Below are 7,590 nucleotides of genomic sequence, written 5' to 3' on the forward strand. Positions count from 1 at the left end.
TGGGTTTCTTCGGGTGGCGTCTTGAGGATTTCAGGCGCGGATCAGGAGGATCCCGGCTCCAGCCGGTATTCGCCGGCCTGAAGCTTGCGGCGGAGGATCTTGCCGACCGGCGATTTCGGGACTTCGTCCAGGAACACGTATTCTCGGGGACGCTTGAAATTGGCGAGACCGGAGGTTCGGCAGTGGGCATCCAGCGCATCGGCGTCGATGCCGGAACCGCGTCTGAGGAAGGCCACGACCTTCTGTCCCCAGCGTTCGTCCGGCAATCCGGCCACGGCCACTTCGAGCACGCCGTCGCACAGGGACAGCACGTTCTCCACCTCGACCGGCGACACGTTCTCTCCGCCGGTGATGATCATGTCGTCGACCCGCCCGGTGACGAACAGGTCGCCGTCCGCGTCGAAACTTCCAGTGTCGCCGGTGAAATACCAGCCGGCATGCAGCGACTTGGCGTCGGCGTCCGGGCGGTTCAGATAGCCCTCGAACGCCTCGTCGCCCGCCAGATCGGCGACGATCTGACCTTCCTCGCCAGGGGCGGCCAAGGCGTCCGGATCGCTGGACCCTAATTTGATCACCCGGATGCGCTGGTTGAGCGCCGCCTTGCCGGCGGCGCCGGGCTTCGACGCGGCCTTCTGGTTGATGGTGAAGGTGTAGACCTCCGACGAGCCGTAGTGGTTGACGAACAACTCTGGACGGAACGCCTGCTCTACCCGCCTGATCAGGCCGTCGGTCATCGGAGCGCCGGCGAAGCCCAGCTTCCGCACCGACGAGATGTCGGTCCCGGCGAAGCGGGGATGCGCCAGCAGGTCGTGATACAGGGTCGGCACGAGATAGAGGCAGGTGAGTTTTTCCCGCTCGATCAGGCGGAGGGCGTCGGCCGCGTCGAACCGGGGCAGGCAGACGAAGCAGCCGTCGATCAGCGCCATGGACAGCAGGGAGCGGATGCCCATCGTATGGTAGAGCGGCATGACCCCAAGCGTGCGCTCGGCGAAGGCGTAGCAGTTCTGGGCGACATGGGCCAGTGCTGCGGCGCGTTCCGCCCGGTGCCGGCGCGGCACGCCCTTCGGCCTGCCCGTGGTGCCCGATGTGTAGAGCAGCAGCGACAGGTCGTCCGCTCCGGCACGCGGCGATGCTGGCGCCGGCCGGTTCTCCAGCAGCCGGGAGAACGGTATCGCGGGTCCGGCTGTCTCGCCACCGACCGTCACCTGGGGCAGTGCCGAGGCGGCGGCCGATCCGGCGACCGCCTCGGCCGAGACATCCTGGAACATGATCAGGCGAGCGGACGCGTTCGGCACGATGAAATCCAGCTCCTCCGCCTTCACGCGCCAGTTCAAGGGCGCCGCCATGATCCCGGCCATCTGGCAGGCCCAGTGGATCGTCGCCATTTCCCAGGTGTTCTGGAGCGCCGTGGCGACGCAGTCGCCGCGCTTGAGACCGAGATCGTCGAAGGCGCCGACGATCCGGAGAACCCTGTCCATCCAGCCGGCATAGGTCAGGCGGATATCGCCGTCGACGATGGCGGTAGCGTCGGGACTGCGTTCGGCGCTGGCGAGGAAGCTGCGGCCAAGATCAAACATGGACCGGCTCCTTCCGGCCGGACGCGTCTTCGGCATCGGCGTTCCCGGACGTTTGGCCAGTCACGTCCATCACGGCCCGGACGATACCGGCATAGCCGGTGCACCGACACAGATGGCCGCTGAGCATGTCGCGGAGTTCCGTCTCGGTCGGTTTCGGCACGCGTTCCAGATAATCGGAGAGCGACATCAGGATGCCGGCGGTGCAGAAACCGCATTGCAGCGCGTGGTGGCGGTTGAAGGCATCCTGAAGCGCCGTCATCCTGCCCTCAGGGGCGAGGCCTTCGACCGTATCGACCCGGTGGCCGTCGGCCTGCACGGCGAGCGTCAGGCAGGCGCGGGCGGCGACCTCGTCCAGGCGGATCGTGCAGGCGCCGCAGACGCCGTGCTCGCAGCCGACCTTGGTGCCGTGGGCGCCCAGTTCATGGCGCAGGAAGTCGCTCAGGAGCATCCGGGGGCTGGCATGGCCCATCCGGGTCCTGCCGTTCAGCGTGATGGAAACGGGGTGTTTGGCTTGCGCGTTCAGGCTTGGCATGACCGGGCTTCCTCAATGACCAGGCGTCCGACACGGCGGACCAGATCGCGGCGATAACGGGCGGTGGCGTGCTGGTCGTCGTCGCCGCCAAGCTCCCAGGCGAAGGCGTTGAGCGCATCGTCCAACGCATCGTCCTTCAGCAGCGGCCAGTTCTTCGCGACCGGACGGTCGGCGACCCCGCCGACGGCGAGACGGATGCCGCTGGCGTCGACCACGGCGACGCAGGCGGTGATCGCGAAATCGCCGTGGCGCATGGCGACTTCGCGGAACGCATAGCCGGCGCCGGGTTTCGGCAACCGAAAGCGGACGGACTCGATCATCTCGTCGGGGTTTCGAACCGTGGTGAGCGGGCCGATGAAGAAGGTCTCGGCCGCCACGGTCCGCCGGCGGCGGGTGGACCGCAACACGACCTCGCCCTCCAGCGCCACGAGGCACAGCGGGATCTCGGCGCTGGGGTCGGCATGGGCGACGGAACCGCAGACGGTGCCGCGGTTGCGCGTCTGGAAGTGCCCGACCCAAGGCAGGGCGCTGGCCAGCAGCGGGGACCGGGTCGCCAAGCCGGGGCTCGCCATCAGGCCGGACTGCGTGACCGAGGCGCCGACGGCGAGATGACCATCCCGCGCGTCGATCTTCCGCAGCTCGGCGATTGCGGAAACATCCACGATGATCCGTGGCTGAAGCAGGCGCATGTTGAGCATCGGCATCAGCGATTGTCCGCCAGCCAGGATGCGGGCCTCGTCGCCATGTTCGGCGAGGGTCGCCAGCGCCTCCTCCGCCGAGGCGGCGCGCAGGTAGTCGAAGGGTGCGGGTTTCATGGCCGGAGCCCCAGAAGTCTCAGGAGACGGGTGAGAAGGGAAGGGGAGGTCTCGACCGCTGCCGGACCGCCGGCCCTGGCGATCAGCCGGTCGAAGAACTGGCCGATCAGCATGCGGGTGGCGCTGTCCAGCATTCGCCCGCCGACGGCGGCCACCTTGCCGCCGACGGCGGCGTCGTAGCGGTAGACGACGCGCGTGCCGTCGGCAGCAGCCTCCAGCGTGACGTGCCCGCTGCCTTCGCCGAAGCCGAGCGCGCTCGATCCTCTGCCGGACAGCGTCAGCGCCCTGGGCGGGTCGAGATCGGTGAGTTCGACCTCCGCGACGTAGCGCGCCCGCACTGGGCCGATACCCACCACCACCTCCGCCCGGTAGGCGTTGGGTCCGGCGAGGTCGAGCGCATCGCAGCCGGGGAGCAGCGCCGCCAGCTCCTTCGGGTCCAGCAGGATCGCCCAGACCTGCTCGGGAGATGCTGGAACCGTGCGGCTGCCTTCTCCCCGGAGGCCGCGCCCGCCGGCCGTGGCGGGCGCTTTCGACGGGACGGCGGCCATGCCGGCGGGCTTTGCTACCTCCGGCTTTTCGATCAGCGCCGCGATCCGCGCCGGGGTCAGCGGCAGGGTCGATATCTCCAATCCCAGGGCATCCGCAACGGCATTCGCGATGCAGACCGGCGTGCTCATCGAATTGCCCTCGCCGACCCCTTTGGCGCCCAGGGGCGTGAAGGGCGACGGCGATTCCCGGTGGAGCATGAGGGGGACCGGGACTTCGCAGGCCGTCGGCACCAGATAGTCGGCGAAGGTGCCGGACAGGAACCTGCCGTCCGAGCCGTAGGCGTATTCCTCGTACAGCGCCGTTCCCACGGCATGGGCGAAGGCGCCCAGGATCTGCCCTTCGACCATGAGGGGGTTCAGGATTCGGCCGGCGTCGTGCATGGTGACGTATTTGTCGATCCGCACCTGCGCCGTAACCGGGTCGATCTCCACCGCGCAGATGTCGAAGACGAAGCCGTAGCAGGCGGAGCTGTTGATGACGTCTGATTCGGTCGGCGCCTTGAGCGGCGGTGGGGTCCAGAACGCCGTTTCGCGGAGTGCCGCTTCCGTGCCGTCGGGGAGGGTGCCGGGCGACCAATGGCCGGCGGCGGCGACGCGGGAGAACGACAGGCTGTTGTCCGGGTTTCCGGCGGCGAACACCCTGCCGCCCGCGAACCGGATGTCCTCCGGCGTCACGTTCAGTTGGGATGCCGCCAGCTTCGCCAGCTTGTCGCGCAGGCGGGTGGCAGCGATATGGGCGGTACCCGCGACGGCGCCGGCAAACCGGCTGGAATAATTGCCGGCGGCGATCGACCAGGCGTCCTTCGCCGTGTCGAACTCGGTATTGACCGCGATGTCGCCGAGCCGCAACCCGAAGACGTCGGCGACCACCTGCGACAGGACGGTGCGGTGTCCCTGTCCTTGAGGAGCCGAAGCGACTGTCACGGTCACGCCGCCGGTCGGATCGACGGAGACGGTTGCCGATGCCTGCGCCCCGTTCTTCGGACCCGCCTTGCGGCGCTCATCCGCCGTCAGGACCGTGGTGATGTAGCCCATGTTGGAGATCGACGGCTCGACGATGGCGGCGTAGCCGATGCCGTAGAGCCGTCCTTCCGCCCGCGCCCTGTCGCGGCGCGTCTTCAGGTCGTCGAGGCCGCCGTCGGCGATAGCCGCTTCGACCGCCGCCTGGAAGTCTCCTGAATCCAGGATGCCGCCCGATGCCGTCGTGTAGGGCATCTCGGCGGCCGGCACCAGGTTGCGCCGGATCACGTCGAGCGGGTCGAGGCCCAGCGTCACCGCGATCCGGTGCATCAGGCGCTCGATCGCGAAGTAGAGCTGTCCGCCGCCGAAGCCTCGGTTGAGGCCGGTCGGCGTCTTGTTGGTCACGGCGAGCCGGTTGACGACGTCCAGCGCCGGAATCCGGTAGGCTCCCGTCAGGTTGCCGTGGTTGCGGTAGAGGGACGCCGGCTCGGGCGCCCGCAGATAGGCTCCGACATCGTCGGTCTGCTCCATCCGCAGGCCCAGGATCCGGCCATCGCCGGAGACCGCCGCTTCCAGGTCCGTCCGGCGGGCGGTGGCCGAGGTCGCGGCCATCAGGTGTTCCAGCCGGTCCTCGACCCATTTGACGGGACGGCCGGCGACCCTGGCGCAGACGCCCATGATGACGATGTAGGGGAATACCGCCTGCTTGTTGCCGAAGCTTCCGCCCGAATTGGGCGGCAGCTTGAGCCGGAGCTTCGAGCCCGGCACCTTGAGCGCCTTCGCCATGACGGGATGGATGGCGAAAGGCCCGGAGAAGTTGGACAGGACCTCGTAAGCCCCGTCCGCCCGATCATAGTCGGCCATGACCACGAAGCATTCCATCGGGGTGCAGGAGTTGCGGGGATAATGGACGGTGGCGGAGATCCTGTGCTCGGCGGCTTTAAGAGCCGCGTTCACGTCGCCGTAGCTGAAGGGGCGCGTGTTGACGATGTTGGAGCCGACGGCGGGGTGAAGCGGTTCGCCGTCGCCCGACAGCGCCTGATCGATCGACATGACGACCGGCAGCGGGCGGTAGCGGACTTCGATCCGGTCGAGCGCGTCTTCGGCCAGATAGCGGTCGTCGGCCAGCACGACGGCCACGGGCTCGCCGGCATAGCGGACGCGGTCCACCGCCAGGCACCAGTGTTCCATCTGCGCGCGGACGCCGACTAGGAACGGGGCTGCGAAGCGCTTGGCGTCCTCGCCCGTCACGACGGCGGAGACGCCCTTCATGGCACAAGCCGCCTGGACATCGATGCCCAGGATTTCCGCGTGGGCATGGGGCGAGCGGAGAATGGCCGCATGCAGGGTGCCCGGCTTGACCGGAAGATCGTCGGTATACCGCGCCTGTCCCGTCAGGATCGCGGCGTCTTCCAGCCGTGGGATCGGTTGCCCGATCAATGCCGCCGAAGCCGGTGCGCCGGCAGCGGGCGCAATCTCGCTTGGAGCCTTCGTCAAAGCCGTCATCGTTTTTCCTCCCGTTGCCGGCAAGCTACAGCGGGGGGGTCGATGGGCTGTTATCGGACAGTCTCGGGAATTACCCTACGGTCTCATTTTGCGTCATTCAGGGTCGTGGGAACCGACTTTCCAAGGGGCCGCCCTGAAAGGTCCGGCGAACGGTTCAGTGCCGGGAGCCGATCCCGCCTCGGCGATCAGATTGACGACGCGCCGGTATTCCGTCGGTGTCACGCCCTGGTTGTGGCGGAAGAAGCGCGTGAAGTGGCTGGGTGCCGCGAACCCGAGCCGGCCGGAGATATCGGTAATGGAGTGCTCGGCGTCGGCCAAGTCGCCGAAGGCGGCCTCCATCCTGAGCACATTGAAATAGAGCGCCGGGGTGATCCCCAGGGTGCTTTGGAAAAGCCGGAACAGGTGCGCCCGCGACAGGCCCGCGGATCTCGCCACCTCGTCGACGTTGAACTCCCGGCCCGAACCCTCGGCGTCCAGGCTTTCGCGGCCCAGGCTCTCGCGCATATGGGCGACCGCCTTGCGGATGCGGTAATCGCTCGCCGGAAGGCGGGCGGTGCGCCGGGTGGCGATCAGCGAGCGCCATTCCGAGAAGCGTTCGATAACCGCGATCATCAGGTCGAACAGAAGTTCTTCGTGGGCCGGGCCGGCATCGTCGTTGAAGAGCAGCTCATCGGTCATGCGGTCCGCCAGCCTTCGGATACGGGGACTCAGCTCGCCGCAAGAATGGGGAAAGAACCCCGGTCTGGCACTTGCCGTAAACTCCTTCTGCATGTCGGCGAGCCATCGCGGCTCGATATAGAGCGCCAGGATGATGCTCGGCGGTGCGCCCGGCTGGTGCGCGTAGGAATGCGGTTCCCAGGCATTGATCAGTACGGCGGTATCGTCACGCAAGGGGCAGAGTTGATCCCGGACCGCGAAGAAGGTGTCGGCTCCGGACGACTTGATCAGGACGTGGCAGTGCGGGTGCGCGTGGTTGATCAGCACCGCATCCATGTCCAGGAGCGCTACCCGCCCGAACTTCCCCTGGAATATCCTGAGAGCCTTGGACATTCGGCCTTTCCACATGCTGGAGCCGGTTCAGCCGGCCCATCTTCGGATTTGTATCTGTCTGCATATGGTTGTGTCGTGCGGATCTGCGCTGAATGAAACGCTGTTAAATTGGAAAAGAGCGCTGACACCTGGGAAGATGACACACGATGCCGACCAGTCCCACCGGGGGCCGATATGGATCAGGATAACTGTCAGATCCAAATGGCCGGTTGGCGCAACCTGAAGACTGAGGAGCAGGTCGATGCCTCCGCAGCGTGTTGACGCCGGAGAATCTCGTTAGGGGCTGAACAGAGTTGTATCACACCGTTAATTTCCATAACAAAAATTATGAGTTCAAATCAACGGCAGGGGCACATTCTAAAATGAAGTGCGCCTTTTGTTGTTTTGCAATGGTTTAGAATGGCGTTGCTGACCATTGTTGCGTTCCAGACTGACCGTCTCGCCCTTGCCTTGGTAGTGGCCGCCGACCGTCAGCACCAACGGGTAGAAGACATAGTTGTCGGAGCAGAACAGGCATACTTTCCAGCGGCCGAGGCGCTCGAACAGCCGTCGAAAGGTTCGTTCGTCGCGAGCGCCGCATTCCCAGTCAACCAGCCGTCCGG

Annotated in this window: 5 protein-coding genes and 1 pseudogene; all 6 read right to left on the reverse strand. The window is 66.6% G+C overall.

From position 1 onward, the window contains the following. Positions 1-41: 41 nt before the first annotated feature. A complete protein-coding gene (locus N826_RS33565; protein WP_044436280.1) occupies positions 42-1,577 on the reverse strand; it encodes an AMP-binding protein in 1,536 nt (511 codons plus the stop codon). After that, positions 1,570-2,109, reverse strand: a complete 540-nt coding sequence (locus N826_RS33570; RefSeq protein WP_044436282.1) for a (2Fe-2S)-binding protein — start codon at positions 2,107-2,109, stop codon at positions 1,570-1,572. The genes N826_RS33565 and N826_RS33570 overlap by 8 nt, the downstream gene beginning before the upstream one ends. Continuing rightward, entirely contained in the window at positions 2,097-2,924 is an 828-nt protein-coding gene (locus tag N826_RS33575; protein ID WP_044436284.1) for an FAD binding domain-containing protein, read from the reverse strand. Before N826_RS33575 ends, N826_RS33570 begins: the two co-directional genes overlap by 13 nt. After that, positions 2,921-5,938, reverse strand: a complete 3,018-nt coding sequence (locus tag N826_RS33580) for a xanthine dehydrogenase family protein molybdopterin-binding subunit (RefSeq protein ID WP_084721406.1) — start codon at positions 5,936-5,938, stop codon at positions 2,921-2,923. The genes N826_RS33575 and N826_RS33580 overlap by 4 nt, the downstream gene beginning before the upstream one ends. Positions 5,939-6,031: 93 nt before the next feature. Beyond that, positions 6,032-6,988: a helix-turn-helix domain-containing protein gene (locus tag N826_RS33585; protein ID WP_063772359.1), complete on the reverse strand. Its 957-nt coding sequence runs from the start codon at positions 6,986-6,988 to the stop codon at positions 6,032-6,034. A gap of 357 nt (positions 6,989-7,345) precedes the next feature. Continuing rightward, positions 7,346-7,590, reverse strand: a pseudogene (locus N826_RS44525) (hypothetical protein); the annotation flags it as partial.

Source organism: Skermanella aerolata KACC 11604 (assembly GCF_000936425.1).
Classification (GTDB): domain Bacteria; phylum Pseudomonadota; class Alphaproteobacteria; order Azospirillales; family Azospirillaceae; genus Skermanella; species Skermanella aerolata.